Annotated in this window: 17 protein-coding genes; 6 read left to right on the top strand and 11 right to left on the bottom strand. The window is 63.8% G+C overall.

Annotated elements, in window-relative coordinates; genetic code table 11:
- Positions 1-43 precede the first annotated feature (43 nt).
- Positions 44-1,849: a lanthanide-dependent methanol dehydrogenase XoxF5 gene (gene xoxF5, locus N2604_RS31140; RefSeq protein WP_260371836.1), complete on the bottom strand. Its 1,806-nt coding sequence runs from the start codon at positions 1,847-1,849 to the stop codon at positions 44-46.
- Positions 1,850-2,361: 512 nt separating this feature from the next.
- Between xoxF5 and N2604_RS31135 the strand changes: the two genes are divergently transcribed.
- Complete coding sequence (locus N2604_RS31135; protein ID WP_172785583.1) at positions 2,362-3,330, top strand: helix-turn-helix domain-containing protein; 969 nt, start codon at positions 2,362-2,364, stop codon at positions 3,328-3,330.
- 50 nt (positions 3,331-3,380) lie between these two features.
- Here the strand turns inward: N2604_RS31135 and N2604_RS31130 are convergent, their stop codons facing one another.
- The 6 genes from N2604_RS31130 to N2604_RS31105 all read right to left on the bottom strand — a co-directional run bounded on the left by N2604_RS31130 (position 3,381) and on the right by N2604_RS31105 (position 9,423).
- Positions 3,381-3,806 (bottom strand): hypothetical protein, encoded by a 426-nt coding sequence (locus tag N2604_RS31130; RefSeq protein ID WP_260371835.1) that lies wholly within the window; start codon positions 3,804-3,806, stop codon positions 3,381-3,383.
- 224 nt (positions 3,807-4,030) lie between these two features.
- Entirely contained in the window at positions 4,031-5,020 is a 990-nt protein-coding gene (locus N2604_RS31125) for a tripartite tricarboxylate transporter substrate binding protein (protein ID WP_260371834.1), read from the bottom strand.
- 111 nt (positions 5,021-5,131) lie between these two features.
- Positions 5,132-6,151, bottom strand: coding sequence for an FUSC family protein (locus N2604_RS31120; RefSeq protein WP_260371833.1), 1,020 nt, complete (start codon positions 6,149-6,151; stop codon positions 5,132-5,134).
- A gap of 314 nt (positions 6,152-6,465) precedes the next feature.
- Positions 6,466-7,395, bottom strand: a complete 930-nt coding sequence (locus N2604_RS31115; RefSeq protein ID WP_260371832.1) for an ABC transporter substrate-binding protein — start codon at positions 7,393-7,395, stop codon at positions 6,466-6,468.
- Positions 7,392-7,748 (bottom strand): cytochrome c, encoded by a 357-nt coding sequence (locus tag N2604_RS31110; RefSeq protein ID WP_260371831.1) that lies wholly within the window; start codon positions 7,746-7,748, stop codon positions 7,392-7,394. Before N2604_RS31110 ends, N2604_RS31115 begins: the two co-directional genes overlap by 4 nt.
- 10 nt (positions 7,749-7,758) lie before the next feature.
- Complete coding sequence (locus tag N2604_RS31105) at positions 7,759-9,423, bottom strand: methanol/ethanol family PQQ-dependent dehydrogenase (RefSeq protein WP_260371830.1); 1,665 nt, start codon at positions 9,421-9,423, stop codon at positions 7,759-7,761.
- A gap of 320 nt (positions 9,424-9,743) precedes the next feature.
- Here N2604_RS31105 and N2604_RS31100 point away from each other — a divergent pair, with 320 nt between their 5' ends.
- The 5 genes from N2604_RS31100 (at position 9,744) to N2604_RS31080 (ending at position 12,393) form a co-directional block, all read left to right on the top strand.
- A complete protein-coding gene (locus tag N2604_RS31100; RefSeq protein ID WP_260371829.1) occupies positions 9,744-10,136 on the top strand; it encodes a calcium-binding protein in 393 nt (130 codons plus the stop codon).
- Between the two features lie 141 nt (positions 10,137-10,277).
- Entirely contained in the window at positions 10,278-10,607 is a 330-nt protein-coding gene (locus tag N2604_RS31095) for a hypothetical protein (protein ID WP_260371828.1), read from the top strand.
- A 217-nt stretch (positions 10,608-10,824) separates the two neighbouring features.
- Positions 10,825-10,905: a pyrroloquinoline quinone precursor peptide PqqA gene (gene pqqA, locus N2604_RS31090; RefSeq protein WP_008562446.1), complete on the top strand. Its 81-nt coding sequence runs from the start codon at positions 10,825-10,827 to the stop codon at positions 10,903-10,905.
- 226 nt (positions 10,906-11,131) lie between these two features.
- Positions 11,132-12,001: a hypothetical protein gene (locus N2604_RS31085; RefSeq protein ID WP_260371827.1), complete on the top strand. Its 870-nt coding sequence runs from the start codon at positions 11,132-11,134 to the stop codon at positions 11,999-12,001.
- Between the two features lie 182 nt (positions 12,002-12,183).
- Complete coding sequence (locus N2604_RS31080) at positions 12,184-12,393, top strand: hypothetical protein (RefSeq protein ID WP_172785573.1); 210 nt, start codon at positions 12,184-12,186, stop codon at positions 12,391-12,393.
- Between the two features lie 47 nt (positions 12,394-12,440).
- Here N2604_RS31080 and N2604_RS31075 read toward each other — a convergent pair whose 3' ends face one another.
- From N2604_RS31075 to N2604_RS31060, 4 genes are all read right to left on the bottom strand, one after another.
- The gene (locus tag N2604_RS31075) at positions 12,441-12,788 is read right to left on the bottom strand and encodes a hypothetical protein (RefSeq protein WP_260371826.1); all 348 of its coding nucleotides are present in this window, start codon (positions 12,786-12,788) and stop codon (positions 12,441-12,443) included.
- Between the two features lie 24 nt (positions 12,789-12,812).
- Positions 12,813-13,622 carry a pentapeptide repeat-containing protein gene (locus tag N2604_RS31070; protein ID WP_260371825.1) on the bottom strand — a complete coding sequence of 270 codons (810 nt, stop codon included), beginning with the start codon at positions 13,620-13,622 and terminating at the stop codon, positions 12,813-12,815.
- 149 nt (positions 13,623-13,771) lie between these two features.
- Positions 13,772-14,500 (bottom strand): ABC transporter ATP-binding protein, encoded by a 729-nt coding sequence (locus tag N2604_RS31065; protein WP_260371824.1) that lies wholly within the window; start codon positions 14,498-14,500, stop codon positions 13,772-13,774.
- Complete coding sequence (locus tag N2604_RS31060; RefSeq protein ID WP_172785569.1) at positions 14,490-15,227, bottom strand: ABC transporter permease; 738 nt, start codon at positions 15,225-15,227, stop codon at positions 14,490-14,492. The genes N2604_RS31065 and N2604_RS31060 overlap by 11 nt, the downstream gene beginning before the upstream one ends.
- Between the last annotated feature and the right edge of the window lies 1 nt (position 15,228).

Below are 15,228 nucleotides of genomic sequence, written 5' to 3'. Positions count from 1 at the left end.
CGGCGCGTGGAGAGGTCCACGCGCCGGAGCGATGCTGACGGGTTCAGTTCGGCAGCGAGAACACGGTCAGCGTACCGCCGAGCGCCGTGTAATTGCTGAGGGCCGCGTAGCCGCCGACTGCACCGAGGCCTGCGGTCGGATCGGTCAGACCTGCCGCCAGACCGATGCCGGCCCAGCCACCCACGCCGGAGAGCACGGCAACGTACTGCTTGCCGTTGTTCTCATAGGTGGTGACGTTGCCGATGATGCCGGAGGGAGTCTTGAACTTGTAGAGCTCCTTGCCGGACTTGGCGTCGACCGCCTTCAGGTAGCCTTCGAGCGTGCCGTAGAACACCACGCCGCCGGCGGTTGCGAGCGCACCCGACCAGACCGAGAACTGCTCCTTGTTCGACCAGACGATCTTGCCGGTCTTGCCGTCCCAGGCGATGAAGTTGCCCATGTGGCTTTCACCCTGCGGCGGATACATCGAGAGCGTCGCACCCACATAGGGCTGACCCGCGGTGTAGCTCACCTTGAACGGTTCGTAGTCCATGCAGACGTGGTTGGTCGGAACGTAGAACAGCTGCGTGTCCGGCGAGTAGGCCGCCGGCTGCTCGTCCTTGGTGCCGAGCGCGGCCGGGCAGATGCCCTTCGTGTTCTTGTCCTCTCCGCCGTGCTCGGTCGAATATTGAGCGACGACCTTGGGACGGCCGTAGGTCGGCGAGTTCTTGTCCATGTCGACGCCGCTGGTCCAGTTCACCTTCGGGTCGTACTTCTCGGCGACCAGCAATTCGCCGCTCTCGCGGTCCATGGTGTAGGCGAGCCCGTTGCGGTCGAAGTGCGTCAGCAGCTTGCGGTTCTGACCGTTGATCTGCTGATCGGTGAGGATCATTTCGTTGACGCCGTCATAGTCCCACTCGTCGTGGGGCGTCATCTGGTAGACCCACTTGGCCATGCCGGAGTCCGCATCGCGCGCGAAGATGGTCATCGACCATTTGTTGTCGCCCGGACGCTGCTTCGGATTCCAGGTCGAGGGGTTGCCCGAGCCGTAATAGACGAGGTTCAAAGCGGGATCGTAGGAGATCCAGCCCCAGGTACAGCCGCCGCCGATCTTCCACTGATCGCCTTGCCAGGTCTTCAGCGACGAGTCGGGCCCGACCGGCTTGCCGAGCGACGTGGTCTTGACGGGATCGAGCTTGATCTGATCATCGGGACCTTCGGAATAGGCGCGCCAGACCTGCTTGCCGCTCTTGAGGTCGTATGCGGTGACGTGGCACTGCACGCCGAACTCGCCGCCGGAGATGCCGACCAGGACCTTGTCCTTGACGACAAGCGCGGCCGACGTGCCGGTCTCGCCCTTCGCAGGATTGCCGTTGGTTGCCGACCAGGCCACCTGGCCGGTCTTGGCGTCGAGTGCGACGAGGTTGGTGTCGGCCTGATGCAGGATGATCTTGCCGTCGCCGTAGGACAGGCCGCGGTTGACGGTGTCGCAGCACATCACGGGGATGACGTTCGGATCCTGCTTCGGCTCGTACTTCCAGATGATCTTGTTCTCGTTGGAAAGGTCAATGGCGTAGACCTTGTTCGGGAACGGCGTGTGGACGTACATGACGTTGCCGATGATCAGCGGGCCGCCTTCATGGCCGCGCAGCACGCCGGTCGAGAACGTCCAAGCGACCTGAAGCTTGCCGACGTTCTGGGCGTTGATCTGGTTCAGCTTGGAATAGCGGGTGTTGCCATAGTCGCCCGCCGGCATCACCCAGTCCTTCGGGTTCTGCGACATCTTGATCAGCTCGTCATTGGCTGAGGCGCTGCCGACGGCGAGAGCCGCCGCGGAGCCGAGATAGGTCGCCAGTAGCACCTTGCGCATAGTTATTCCTCCGTTGGTCTCGTTTATTGTTTCCGAAGCATTGCTGAATCACCGGGCTTCTCGTCCGGCGTCTGCTCGTGCAGGGCGGTCACGTTGGGACCAGAAACGATGCTGTGCTGTTTCCTCCTCCTGATGAGAGCCACGGGTCCACGTGCAGGAGCGGCCCGTTCTTGTTGTTCCTGCCGCAATCCCTAACGGCTTCGTCAGCGGGAAACTTGCCCAAGAGAGAAGGCGGTTTGCTCGACAGCGCACGGAGGTGAAGATTTTGATTTTGCAGTAGCGAATTCAGCGGCTTCGGTGAGCCCTTGAGGCCGCCGCTGCGCTCAGGTTCCCCTTGACGGCGCTGCAACTAAGGCGGAGGATTAAGTTTCAAGAGTGGCAATGGAACGATGGCGCTCGTTGCAAGGGACCGCTCAAATGCGAGGTAAACGTCACGCAATCACGGCTGAGGGCTCCGGCAGCGCTGGTTGCGATTCGCGCCGAATCTCCGGATCAAATCAGTGGCTGGATTAATGTCCGACACCATTCACACGCTCTCGACGACCGGGATGACGCCGAAGCGGCAGATCCAGAGCTGGATCGACGGGCTGACGAGCCTGTGCGGGCATTTCGACGTCGATCCGCTGGAGGCGTCCTCGCTCGAAGGTCGCATCGATTACACCACGGTCTCGCGCCTGAAGCTCTGCCAGATCGAGGTCAGCCAGCATCGCATCGCGCACACGCTGGCGCGTGCCAAGGCCAATGAACACCCGTACATAAAGATTCACTTCCAGACCTACGGCGTGTCCTATTTCGAACAAGAAGGCCGGCACATCGAGATCAACCCCGGCGACATCATCGCCTATGACGTCTCCTGTCCGCATTCGATCATCAGTCCCGCCTTTACCCGTCATGACGTGGTGATCGTGCCGAAGGCGCTGCTGCGCGACCGCGGATTCCCGTCGCAGCGGATGCCGGCCTGCAAATTGACCGCGAAGACGGGGACCGGGCGGATCGCCCACGATTTCGTCCATGCCGCCTTCGACGAGGCGGCAAAGCTGTCGGCCAACAGCGCAGTCGGCGTCGCCGATTCGCTGATCGACCTGTTGCTGCTGCCGCTGCGCGAGGCCGACACGATGTTCGATCGTGTCGGGCCCGAAGCGATGTATGTGCGCGCGCAATTCTTCATCCGCGAGCACTTGCGCGACCCGGATCTGTGCATCGACCAGATCTCGGCCGAGCTCGGCTGCTCCAAGCGCTATCTGCACATGCTGTTCTCGGAGCGCGGCACCACGGTCAGCGACTACATCTGGCAGGCGCGGCTGCAGAACTGCCGCCAGGAGCTCGAGGCCCACGCCGGCAAGACCATCACCGACGTCGCCTTCTCCTGGGGGTTCTCCAGCTCATCGCATTTCAGCCGGGTGTTCCGAAAATACTTCGGCGTGGTGCCGTCCTCGATCCACAAGGCCCAGCAGGGCGCGGCGAGCTCGGGCGAGCATTAGACGTTCCAAGCGAATGCTCCACGCGAACGCTGGCGCAGTGTCGGCGGCTGTCAGGCCGGCATGGCGACATAGGGAATGCCCGCCACGAGGGCGATCAGCAGCACCGCGTTCCCCAGCATTCCGCTCCAATGCAGCCGGCGTAACCGACGCGCGGCCTCGACATCACCGGCGTCCCGCGCGCTGAGCTGATCGTCGAACCGTTGCATGAACCAGCGTCGGCCCCAGATCGCCAGCGCCGTGATCATGCCGACGCCGAACGCGGCAAGCAGGCGACCGTCGAGCAGCAGCGCCACCGTTCCAATGGCGCCGGCGACGCGCATCACCAGAAAATGGGCGTTGAACATTCCGCGCAGCAACTGGGCGACGGGCTGGATATCGAGCCTCACCAAAAGAAAAGCGGGCGATGCCAGTGTGAAATAGCCCATCGGAAAGAGCAGGATAATCATAACGGCGACGGCAACTGCATCCGGTGCCATGCGATCGACCTTCCTTGTCCGCAGAAGCGCGCAATCATAGCGGGAAAATGGCCTCCGACACTAAAGCATGATCCGGAAAAGTGCATAGCGGTTTTCCGAAAAGATCATGCGCAAACAATAACCTGAAGCGCGATGACGATTCATCCTAATCGCATCGCGCTTTAGGTTTTGGTCGGACTCCGGGCCGGGAGGGAGCGGCCGGCGTGCCGGCCATGGCTCCAAGTTCAGGCCGGCTCGAGGCCGAGCGCCTGCGCGCTCTCGATCCAGATCGGCAGCTCGCGCTGGTACAGCGCATTGGTGTCCTTGAAGCCGATCGCGGGTTCGAGCACGAAGGTCGCGAGAACCTCCTTCACCTTCGGATCGTTGTTGGCGGCGACGCAGAGCTCGGCGATGCGATCGACCACCGGCTGCGGCGTCGACTTCGGCACGGCCCAGCCGGTGAACCCGCTCACGGTAAAGAATTTCGACGTCGCGCCCTGTTCCGGCAGCGTCTTGACCTTCGGGATCGCGTCGACCTTCTTCGAATGCACGGCGAACACCGTGCCGCGGTCGCTTTGCAGGACCGACTGCGCGGCCGTGTAGCTGCCCATCGCGGCATCGAGGGTGCCTTCCAGCATTCCCGTCCACATCGGCGCCTCGCCGCGATAGTGCACCGGCTCGATATTGAGGCCGTACTGCTTGTTGAGCTCGTTGATCGTCATGTGCGGGGCCGAGCCCGCGCTGTAGGTGCCGAAGTTCACCTTGCCGCTCTTGCGCGCGAAGGCGACGAAATCCTCCAGCGTCTTGACCCCGGTCCTGGGGTTCGCGACCAGCAACAGGCCTGCGCCCGGAATAACGCTCACGAGTGTCAGATCCTTGTCCATGTCGTAGCCAGGATTCTTCATCACCACGCGGTTCATGATGTAGGTGGTGGAGATCGAGCACAGGATGGTGTGGCCGTCGGGCTCGGCGCGGGCGACCTCCGCCGTGCCGATCGCGCCGGCGGCGCCGGGCTTGTTCTCGATGACGACGGTCTTGCCGACTTGCTTGGAGATGAACTCGCCATAGGCGCGCGCGAGCAGGTCGGTCTGCCCGCCGGCGGGATAGCTGCAAATCATGCGAATCTGCCGCGCCGGCCAGCTGCCTTGCGCCGATGCGCTGCGCGCGACAAACGGCATCGCCAGTGCACTGGTACCGGCGGCGATGAAGTGGCGGCGATCGAGCTTGATGGACATGATTCTCTCCCGGATTTTTGCCGAACCTACTGCATCAGGCCGTCGCTGCCATGGGCCGCAGGCGAGACAGATTGGCGCATTCGATTGGCTTGCTAGGTGCCTATTCGGTGATCACCCGGACGTTCGTGCCTTCCGTATCAGCCGCGGCCAGACGATCCCCGTCAGCGCTACTGCGATAAGACCGAACGTGCCGCCGATCAGCACGTTGACAATGCGCTCCTCGGCGATGCCGCTGGCGCCACCGGCAAAGGACGCTGCCAGCGCGATAAAGTAGCAGCGCAGGCCGAAGCCGACGACATAGCGGGAGAAGGAGATCAGCGTGAGGGTGGCTGCGAGAACCGCGACCGCGTAGCCGATCCGGCTTTGCGGCAGGGCAAGGCCTGCGACAAAGCCCAGCGGCACGCCGACGAAAGCGCCGATCGCGCGCTGCTTCAGCTTGCCGGTGGAGGCGGCGAGATCGCCGACGACGACGCTTGCGGCCGACCACATCACCCATTGCCCCTGCGCGAGGTCGAGGATCTCGACCAGCGCTGCTGATGCGAACACCGCCATGGCGGTCGCGAGCGCGGGCGGAAACCACTCGGCCGCGGCTGGCCCAAACGAAGCTGCCCCAGTGCCGCCGCGCCGCCGCTGGTCGTGGATCTGGATGGCACAAACCAGCGCCAGCGCGATCGGAGAGGAGACGATGATGACGCCGGCGTGGCGCAGCGCCTCGGACGGACTGAGACCTTCCCGCACCTCGCAGGCGAGATAGACGGCGGGGATGAACACCCAATTGCCGAGTGTGCGGAAATGCTCGCCATGGCGCGTCCCCGCCACCGCAAGGAAGCCGGCCAGCGCCGTCAGCACTACGAAGAGTGGCTTGACCGGAGCGGCCAGAAACAGCGTGGCAAAGGTGACGAGAATGGCAAGGTAGTGCCACGCGACGATTTTTGGCGCCAGATGGAGCCGCAGCGCCGGAATGAGCAACGAAACCGCGACCAAGCCGAGATTGAGCAGCGCCGTCTCGCGCGCGATAAAATAGGCGGCGACGATCGGGCCGACGACGATCAGCGCGCGCGAGAGCTCGCGGGTCTTGATCTCGCGGGAGAGGAGGTCGCGCAGATTGCTGGCGATGGCCGGGGAAGTCACGGGGCACCGATGGCGAATGAAATGCCAAGGATAGCACGGAATGATGCAGAACTTTGCGTATGGCCCGACGGCCTCGCCATATCCTCGCTGTCATCGCCCGCCTAGTGCGCAATTGCGCACAGGGGCGGGCGATCCAGTACTCCGTGACGGTTGTGATTGACCCGTTGGGCCGCGGCGTACTGGATGCCCCGCCTGCCGCCTACGCTAAAGCTTCGGCGCCCCTGGACCTCAGCCTCGGCGAAGCCTTGGCGTAGCCGGGTCGCGGGGCATGACAGCGAAGTGCGCGGAGGTGCTGCCGCTCGCCACCACCAGCTCTACCGCTGGATGATCTTCGTCCAGACATCGCCGAGGATCGCGGGCTCGCGCGGCGGCAGATAGGTGAGGCCGGCCTGCTTGCCGAATTCGGCGATCCTGCCAGAAGCCGTCAGCTCCGTCAGCGCCTTGTTGACGGCCTCGATCAGCGCGCCATCGCTGGCGAGCCCGACATAGCCGCGATTGGCTCCGATCGGGTAATAGTAGCCGGACGCGGTGATCGCCGTGTCCGGGTGCGCGGCGCGATGGGCGTCGAAGCGGGCAAGGTCGATCAACGTCGCGTCATGGTCGCCGCGCTCGAGCGCGCCGAGGAGATCGTCGCGGCCGGGGACGAGGTGCGTGATATTGTCGATCAGGCGGCCCTTGTCGAAGGTCATCAGGATGGCGTCGCCGAGCGAGCCGCTTTCAATGGCGAGACGAAGGCCGGCGAGATCGCCGATGTCGCCGATGTTGCGCCGCTGCGCCCTCGGTCCCAGCACCACCGTCATCGGCGAATAGATGTAGGGCTGGCTCGGGGCGAGCACGCCGAGCGGGACGCGGCGCCGCCGATCGTCGCGCGTGGCGTCGGCGAAGTCCGGCAAGCGCGCCGTCTTCATCCCGGGTGCGACGAGCGAATCCTGCGTCAGCGCGTAGCCGCCGACCAGCGAGCAGCGCCCGTCCGAGAGCAGCGCATTGGCCTCGAGCTGCGGGCTCGAATCCTCGTCCAGCTTGCTCTCGAACCACTGGATTTTAAGCGGGCGTCCCAGCCGATCGGCGATCGCCTGCGCCAGCAGCACGTCGAATCCAGCATCCGGCTTGCCGCGATGATGCACCGAAAGCGGCGGCCGGTCCTCGTCGAGACAGACCTTCAAGGGATCGTCGGCCGCGAGAGCAACCGACGCCATCGTGGACAGAAAGGCCGCAACGCTCCAGGCAACGCGCCGGCCTCTCATGGCTTTCTCCGGCTGGAGACGAAGGCCCAGAGGTTGCCGATCTCGTCGTCGCTGAGGATGTCGCCCCAGGGCGGCATCTTGTTGTTCTTGCCGTTCTTGACCGTGGTGACGAAGCGCGTCTTGTCGTCGGGGAAGACGCGCAGGTCCGGCGTGATGGTGCCGGAGTTCATCAGGTTGGGGCCGTGGCAGTGTGAGCATTTCTCGGCATAGGTCGACTTGCCGTGGTCGATCTGCGCCTGCAGTGGATTGCCGGTTGCGTCATCCGCGGCGCGAACGGTCGCCGCAAGCGCAACCGTCAGCACCGCGACGGTGGCGATCGTCGCCACCGTCTTGTGTGATACGTCTATCAGCATCGTGCCGTGGTTACTGCTTGACCGCAAAGACCCACAGCGAGCCGCCGGGCGGCACACTGGCAAGCCGCTCGTCGCCGGAGAACAACGAGTAGACGCCGCCATAGCCGCTCGTCACCGCGACGTATTGCACGCCGTCCTGCTGCCAGGTCACCGGCTGACCCTCGATGCCGGACCCGGTCTGGAACTGCCAGAGCTTCTTGCCGGTGTCGGCGTCGAAGGCTTCGAACTCGCCGGTCAGCTGACCCGAGAACACGACGCCCCCGGCCGTCGACAGCACCCCCGAGAAGCGCGGAATGTCGCTCGGCGCCTCCCACTTGGCCTTGCCGGTCATGGGGTCGATGGCCTTGAGGTAGCCGCGCGGACCATCGTCGAACTGCCAGGGATCGGTCAGGTCCATGCCGAGATACCATTCACCCTGCTTGAAGGTGACGGGCTCCGCCTTGTACTTGCCGCCGAAATTGAGCGTGTTGGCATAGGCAAGGCCGGTCTGTGGATTGAACGACATCGGCTCCCAGTTCTTGCCGCCGAGGATCGACGGATAGACCGTGACCTTCTTGCCCTCGCGCGCGTCCTTGGAAACGTCGGTCTCGATCGGACGTCCGGTCTTCATGTCGATGCCGGTCGCCCAATTCACCTTCACGTAAGGATTGGCCGCGAGCAGCTTCCCGTTGGTGCGGTCGAGCACGTAGAAGAAGCCGTTGCGGTTGGCATTCATCAGCGTCTTGGTCGGCTTGCCGTCGATGTTCACGTCGGCGAGCACCATCTCGGCCACGGCGTCGTAGTCGAACGGGTTGTTCGGCGAGAACTGGTAGTGCCACTTGATCTTACCGGTCTTGGGATCCAGCGCCAGGACGGAGCAGGTGTAGAGATTGTCGCCGGGGCGCACTGCCGAGTTGAACGGGCCGGGATTGCCGATGCCCCAATAGATCGTGTTTAGCTCGGGATCATAAGACCCGGTGATCCAGGTCGAGCCGCCGCCGAGCTTCCAGGTGTCGCCCTTCCAGGTGTCGCCGCCGGGCTCGTCCGGCGAGGGGATCGAATGGGTGCGCCAGAGATGCTTGCCCGTTGCCGGATCCCAGCCGTCGATGAAGCCCCTTGTGCCGAATTCGGCACCGGAGATGCCGGTGATGACGACGCCGTCGGCAACGAGCGGGGCCACCGTCATCGAATAGCCTTCCTTGATGTCGGCCGCTTTCTGCCGCCACAGCTCCTTGCCGTTCTTGGCGTCGATGGCAATCACGTGGGCATCGAGGGTCGTACGGAACAGCTTGCCCTCGTGAATCGCGACGCCGCGGTTGATGATGCCGCAGCAGACGATCCGCGGCGTCTCCGCCGGATATTCGATCTTGCTCTTCCAGATCTGCTTGCCGGTCTTGGCGTCGACCGCCATGGTCGCGTTGTGCGAGGTCACGTAGATCACGCCCTGGTACACCAGCGGCTGCGATTCCTCGCTGCGATCGTCGTTGAATGAATAGTTCCAGACCGGGACGAGGTTCTTGACGGTGTCCTTATTGATCTGCTTCAGCGTCGAGAAGCGCTGGAGATTGTAGCCCATTCCATAATTGAGAACGTTCGACGTGTCGGTCACACCCTTGACCAGCTGCTCGGTGGTTTGTGCATTTGCACAGGTTGACGCAAGCATGACGAGGCTCGCGGCCATCGCAAAGCGTTTCATCCGTTCCTCCCAATATGCGCGCCTTTTGACGCTGCGACTGCAACACTCCGTCGGAAACCAAAACGCGTCAATACGAAAGTCGTAACTGCCGTGCCGATATCGTCGGCGGTCACCTGACGGAAACCTGACAAAGGCAACTGCAACTTGTGCGCAGACGCTGAGAAATTCCGCGACGCGAAGCACTATCGGGAGCTGGTCAATGCATCTCCACCGGTTGTGGCGCGCGCAAGTTGCAGGTCCGGACTTGAACCGAGGTCCGCTTGCGGGTTTATGTCGGCTCTGCCCCATCGATCCTGGGGCGCTACGTCAGGGAGGTCTCGATGATTTCGGCTCGCTCAATTGCCCTTGCACTCATGATTGCACTGTCGGCCGGTCCGGCGTGGTCGGCCTCCGCCAATTCGGTCAAGTTGTTCGATACCGACAATGACGGCACGCTCGATCTCGCCGAGGTGAAGAAGGCCGCCGCCGCCGCGTTCGCAAAGCTGGATCCCGATCGCGACGGCACGCTCGATGCGCGCGAATTGCGCGGACGGTTGACGGCGAAAGAGCTCGCCGCTGCCGATCCCGACCGCGACGGGACCCTCACACTCGACGAATATCTGTCGGTGGTCGAGCAGCGCTTCAACGCAGCCAATCCTGACAAGGACGGAACGCTGGATGCGAAGGAGCTGAACTCGCGCGCCGGTCGCGCGCTCGTGCGATTGCTCCGGTGAGCGCCGCGATGGAACGGACATGACGGGCGCAAGGTTTGCGACCATTCCCGTCTGACGCTCGGGAACATCGGGCTGCTCGGCCTGTTTCTCCGCATGTCCTGCTGGCGCCGGGGCTGCGCGGCGGGAGAAAAGGAGATGCAGATGAACACGAAGCGTTCCCTTCTTGCTGCCTGCGCAATCCTGACGCTGAGCGCCGGGATTGCGGTTGCCGGTCCGTGCAACACCGGCAGCGCCAGCACCGACAAGGATGCGGGTTCTGGTCCGGTTACCGTGGGCTCCGCACAATCGCACGGGTCCGGTTCAGCGAGCGATACCAGCCAGCATCCGCCGACCAGCACGATGAACCGTGCCAGCGGTGAATCGCCGGCATCGTCGGAGGATGCACAGCGGCAAATGCAGAGCGAGCCGACGGCGGCTCAGCGTGCCGAAGGCGCCAAGCAGAATGCGGAAATGGCCGACAAGGGCTGCTGACGACAATCTCGTCGATTCGACGCGTGTGCGTCGCACAAGGCAGTGTCTCGCTGGTCGTGCTTGACCAAGGGGGAACCTGCTTTGTCCGAGAGAGAAATGTAGCTGCGAAGAATCGGCACAGACGTGCTCGACAGACGAATCGAGGCTTGAACTGCACTTGACGCAGCCCTAGGTTTTTTGCTGCGCGATGTCGCGCTCAATACCTTGGGAGACCCGAATGGCTTGGAAAGCTCCGAAGATCGTGGAAGTGCCGGTCGGCATGGAAATCAACATGTACGCCTGCGCTTCGCGCAAGTAAGACTAATGACCTGCCGCGGCTTCGATGGCGAACGCCGTCGGAGCCGTGGCAGTGTCGGATCTCCGCCTCGCCGTGCTCCATGCTTTGCGGATCGGCGCAAAAGCCGCACGTGGAGGGGCTTCAATTCTCTCCCGCAAAATCTCGACCGTGCTCTGCGGCAGTGTGTTACGCTGGTGCTCGGTCAGCGCTGCTGCCGCATCACAGCGGCGCGCCTTTGGGGCACGGGATGGACGGCAGAGCCTGCAAGTTCTGGACGGTGATCGTGTGCGCGATCGTGCTGGCGCCGGCACGCACCAGCGCCGAGGCAGGCTTTGATACCGAGCACATCTTCGGCTTCATGATCGGCACCGATGTCGGCAATGTCGGCGAGCGCGAATTCCAGAGCCAGACGACGGGGCGCTTCGGCAAAGGCGGGGTGGCCTATCGCGCCCTCGCGCAGGAGCTCGAGATCGAGGTGGTGCCGCTGCCGAATTTTCGTATCGAGGTCGGCGGCACCGCCAGCTTGCACGACATCACCGGCGTCCCTGATATCGACGATCGCCGCCAGTTCAACTTCCAGGGCGCCTCGCTCGACCTGCGCTATCGCCTGCTCGACCGCGAGCGCGCGCCATTCGGCCTCACGGTTGCGGCCGAGCTCCACGGCGACCGCATCGACGAGACCAGCGGCGCGAAAGGGCGGATGTACGGCACCGAATTCACGCTCGCCTTCGACCGCGAACTCATCCCGAACTTCGCCATCGGCGCCCTCAACCTGATCTACCAGCCGGAATGGGCGCGCTTCGAGATCGGAGGGGCATCCGAGAAGAGCTCGACGATCGGCGCCGCGTTCGCCGGCTTGGTGCGGGTGCGCCCCAATGTGCTGCTCGGCGGCGAGGCGCGCTACTTCCGGCAATATGAAGGCATCGGCCTCGGCGAGTTCGCAGGCCAGGCCCTGTTCGTCGGCCCCACCGCCTATTTCCAGCTCTCCGAGCGTTCCCGGCTCACCATGAGCTGGAGCATGCAGGCCTGGGGGCGCCCGGCCGGCACAGGCGGCAATCTCGACCTCGTCAATTTCGAGCGGCATCAGGCGCGATTGGTGTTCGGCGTGAATTTCTAGCGCGGAAAGTCGTCATGCCCGGGCTTGTCCCCGGCATCCACGTTCTTTGTTCCACGAGGCATGCGTGGATGGCCGGGACAAGCCCGGCCATGACGAGGTTTCGGCGCTTTGAAACTTCCCCCTCCTTGGGGCGTAGCTCCATGTGCTAATCTCTCCATCGCCCCTTGCGAGAGGATCCCGGCATGAACCCGATTGACCTGGTGGTGACTGTGTGCGCGGTGCTCTCGCCTGCGACCTGCGAAGAGCAGCATCTGGTGTTCAACTATTCCGGGTCGCCCCGCCAATGCGTCATGGCCGCGCCGCCCTATATCGCGCAATGGATCGGCGAGCATCCCAAATGGCAGGCAGTGCGGTGGCGTTGCGAGTATCCGCACCCGAATGACAAGGCGTAGGGCGCAAGCATCTATTCAAGCATCTATTCCAAGAATCTATTTAAAGGCTACTTCGTGCATTCCTTCAGATCCTTGTCGGCAATCGAGAACACTGCATCCGCCTTGATCTCGATATCGCGGACGATGCACTGCCGCGCATTGGGGTAACTGACCTTGGCATCGTAGCGGCCGGGCTCGACGCCGGTGATGCGGAGCCGCTCGTCGTGGTCGACCTCCTTGTCCTTGTCATTCAAGCACTGGTTCGGACCCCAGTCGGTCTTGCCGGCCGGCGCGAGCTGGAAGCCGGAGATCGTCTCCGTCGTCAGATTCCAGAGCCTTATGCCCTTGCCCTTGGTCTGCGCGGCGGCTTCGCCGGCAAGCGTCAACAACGTGATCAAAGCAAGAACCCCACGCATCAGCCAGTCCTCCCAAGGGCGCCGTCATTCCCTGATCAGGCGCTCGCGGTTCTTTGCCTTGTCAAAATTCTTGGCGCGGTCAAGGCCGTTCGGTGCGATCAGCTTCGTCGAGACGAGATCGGCGCCGTCGAAATCGGCGTCGATGACGATGGCGCCGGTCAGATCGGCTCCGCCGAGTTGGGCGTTTTTCAGTGATGCGCCGCTCAGATCTGCGCCCCTGAGGACTGCGAATTCGAGGTCGACGCGCGACAAATCGGCGTTGCGCGCGTTCAGCCGTTCCAGCTTGGCGGATCTCAGCACCGCGCGCATCAGCCCCATCGACTGGTTGCGCATATCGGCGCCAAGATGCGCGTCCGCGATCGAGGCGCCGACCAGGCTCGCGCCGGTGAGGTCGGCAGCGATGCGTGCTCCTGACAGGTTCGCGCCGTCGAGACGCGCGCGGGCCATTTGCGAGGCGAACAGATTGGCGCCCTTCAGGCTTGCGCCGGTAAGATCCGCATCCAGCAGCCACGCCTGATCGAGGATCGCACCGTCCAGCCTGGCGTCTCGAAGTATTGTCTTGTTGAGCCGCGCCGCGCGGAGAACCGTATTGGACAGGTCCAGCCCCGAGAGATCGAGACCCGACAGACGTTTGCCGGTGAAATCGGCAGGTTGCGCGGCGCTCGCTTTGGCCAGCACGCCCTCGACCTCTGGCCTGGTCATTTCGGCCGAAACCATCGCGGGGGAGGTGAGGTCGACACCACGCATCATGTCCTGCGCGCCCGCCGTCATCGCAACGAATGCGAGGTCAAGCGCTGCAAGACCAAGCGTTGCGAAGGCGACCGTCCGCGTCATCATCAGCTCCGCCGCCGGCCTAAAGCATGATCCGGAAAAGTGCGAAGCGGTTTTCCGGAAAGATCATGCGCAAACAACAACCTAAAGCGCGATGACGATTCATCCAAATCTCATCGCGCTTTAGTCTAGCACGTCCGCCAGGCGACCGGCTATGAGGTATCTCGCTCAGTGCGGTCGCCTTGAGTTCGTTGGGCGAGGCCGGCCTTGATCGCCGCAATCTCGGCTTCGCCGCGTGTGTCGCGCGGGATGCCGATAGGCACCTCGGCCACGATCCGCGCCGGCCGCGGCGACAGGAAGAACAGCCGGTCGCCCAGCCGCACTGCATCGTCCAGGCTGTGTGTCACCAAAAGCGTCATCACCGGCCGGCTCGCGACGAGCGTTGCAATCTCATCGCGCAGGCGTCCGGCGAGAGCGTCATCGAGCGATGCCAGCGGTTCGTCGAGCACCAGAATATCCGGCTCGACCGCAAAGGCGCGGGCGAGCGCCACGCGCCGGGCCAAACCCAGCGAGAGCTCACCGGGATAGTGGTCGCGATGCGCTTCCAGCTCCAAAATCCTGAAGAGCTCGGTGAGCTTGGCATCAGGGACATCGGGTGCAGCCAGCCGCACATTCTGCTCGACCGAGCGCCACGGCAGCAGGCGCGGCTCCTGGAACACCATGCCGATCCGCGCCTCCGGCGGCCGCGCGACATGGCCTGCAAAATCGTGGTCCAGTCCCAGGATGATGCGCAGCATCGTGCTCTTGCCGCAACCGGACGGGCCGATCAGCACGCCGACCTCACCGGATTGCAGCGCGAATTTGACCGGCGCCAGCACCTCGTGCGTTCCGCCCGCGGCACTCCTGAAGGTCTTGCCGGTGATATCGACCTCAAGCCGCACGGGGCCGCCACCTGTTTGCGCGGGCTTCGAACGGCTGCACCAGCAAGGTTTCGATGACGAGCACGACGGCGGCGAATGTCAGGGAATAGGCCAGCAGCCGCGGCGTGTCGAACAGCTGGAAGGCGACGCCGATCTCGAAGCCGACACCGTTCGGCCGTCCCAGCAGCTCGGCGACCAGCACGATCTTCCACACCAGCGACAGGCCGGAGCGGGCAGAGGCCGCGATATAGGGTGCAAGCTGCGGCAGCACGACGTGGCGGAAGGCGCGCCAGCGCGGCATCGCGAACACGCTCGCCATCTCGTCGAGCGAACGATCGAGCGCGCGCGTGCCCTCGCGCAAGGTGACGATGGCGGTCGGCAGCTTGTTGATCGCGATCGCCGCGATCGCGGCGGCCTCGGTGAGGCCAGCCCAGATATAGGCCAGCACGATCACGACCAATGCGGGCAGGTTGAGCAGCAGGATCAGCCAGGGATCGCCGAGCCGGTCGGCGAGCTTGACCCGGCCCATCAGGTAGCCGATGGCGCTGCCGAGCGACATCGCCAGGGTGAAGGCGAGCGCGACCCGCGCCAGCGTCGCTCCCAGATGCAGGAACAGCGCGCCGCTTGATGCTTCCGCGATCATCACCTGAAGCACCGCCGGCGGGGAGGGCAGTTTTGCGCCGCCGACGAGGAGCGCGGCAATCCACCAGATCGCAAGGAACAGGGCGAACGAGAGCAGGCGCAGCACC

This window comes from Bradyrhizobium sp. CB1015 (assembly GCF_025200925.1).
GTDB lineage: Bacteria > Pseudomonadota > Alphaproteobacteria > Rhizobiales > Xanthobacteraceae > Bradyrhizobium.
The sequence above is the reverse complement of the archived record's forward strand: the minus strand, read 5'-3'. Positions and strand labels throughout refer to the sequence as shown.